The 1,351-nt window shown below is 37.0% G+C and carries 2 protein-coding genes; both read left to right on the top strand.

Features of this window, described 5'->3' with window-relative positions; genetic code table 11:
* On the top strand, positions 1 to 616 hold a 616-nt coding region (locus tag FHL06_RS13165; protein WP_153387065.1), incomplete at its 5' end, for an SDR family oxidoreductase.
* Positions 617 to 660: 44 nt separating this feature from the next.
* Positions 661 to 1,351 (top strand): aldo/keto reductase (locus FHL06_RS13170; protein WP_153387067.1); only part of this gene is annotated, 691 nt, incomplete at its 3' end.

Here is a 1,351-nt window from a genome sequence, read left to right on the forward strand (position 1 = left end):
TAAACAACAAAATACAGGCGCTGAAATCAAAACTTTTGAAGCAGACGTAACTAAAGCTGATGAGGTTCAAAAAGTTATTGATGGGACGGTTGCAGCATATGGTCGAATCGATGTTTTATTCAATAATGCTGGGATTATGCCAGTAAATAATTTGGACCAATTAGCTCATGATGAATGGCAATATATGCTTGATATTAATGTAAAAGGTGTCTTGAACGGGATTGCTGCAGCCTTACCAGTTATGAAGCAACAAAAGAGCGGGCATGTAATCACCACATCATCAGTTTTAGGCTATGAAGTTTTACCCGGTTATGCAGCTTATTCTGGAACTAAATATGCGGTTCGAGCAATCATGGAAGGTTTGCGTCAAGAAGAACATAGCAATAATATCAAGACAACAATTATTGCTCCGGGATCAGTTAAAACTGAATTATTCGATTCAATCAATAATGATGAAGTTCGTAATGGTTTAAAGGAAGCTATGAAACAACCTGGTTCAGAAATGATGGCTTTACAACCAGAAGAAATTGCTCAAGCAGTAGCTTTTGTAATTGATACACCAGCTAATATGGCTGTTAATGAAATGGTAATTCGTCCTACAGGACAAGAAGTATAGTTTGAACTTATAATATAAGCGGTTACAAATAAGGAGGATATTTTATGACTGTTTTTGATGAAACATTTACGATGAATAATGGAGTTAAAATTCCTAAATTGGCTTTAGGTGTTTGGGAGATTCCTGATGATCAAACTGCTGATGCCGTAAAGAATGCGGTAAAGATTGGTTACAGACATATTGATACTGCTCAAGCATATGGCAATGAACGTGGCGTCGGTGAAGGTGTTCGTAATGCTAGTGTTAGCCGTGATAAAATTTTTGTAAATTCTAAGGTTGCCGCTGAGATTAAAAATTACGATGAAGCTAAGCGGTCAATTGACGAAACCTTGAGTAAGATGGATTTGGATTATTTGGATATGATGATTATTCATAACCCTCAACCTTGGAATGAAGTTAACCAAGGCAATGATCGTCACTTTGAAGGTAATTTGGAAACATGGCGTGCGATGGAAGATGCTGTCAAAGCTGGTAAGTTAAAGACTATTGGTGTCTCAAGTTTTGATAAGGAAGATTTGGATAATTTAATTAAAAATAGTTCAACTAAACCAGCAGTCAATCAAGTGCAGATTCATATCGGCGATACACCAATGGATATTATCAAATATTCTCAAGCTAATGATATTGCAGTCGAAGCATTTTCACCTGTTGCCCATGGTGCAGCTTTGAAGGATGAACGCATTAAGCAAATGGCTGCTAAATATAATGTCAGCGTGCCACAATTGTGCAAGATCG

Source organism: Companilactobacillus halodurans (assembly GCF_009600985.1).
Classification (GTDB): domain Bacteria; phylum Bacillota; class Bacilli; order Lactobacillales; family Lactobacillaceae; genus Companilactobacillus; species Companilactobacillus halodurans.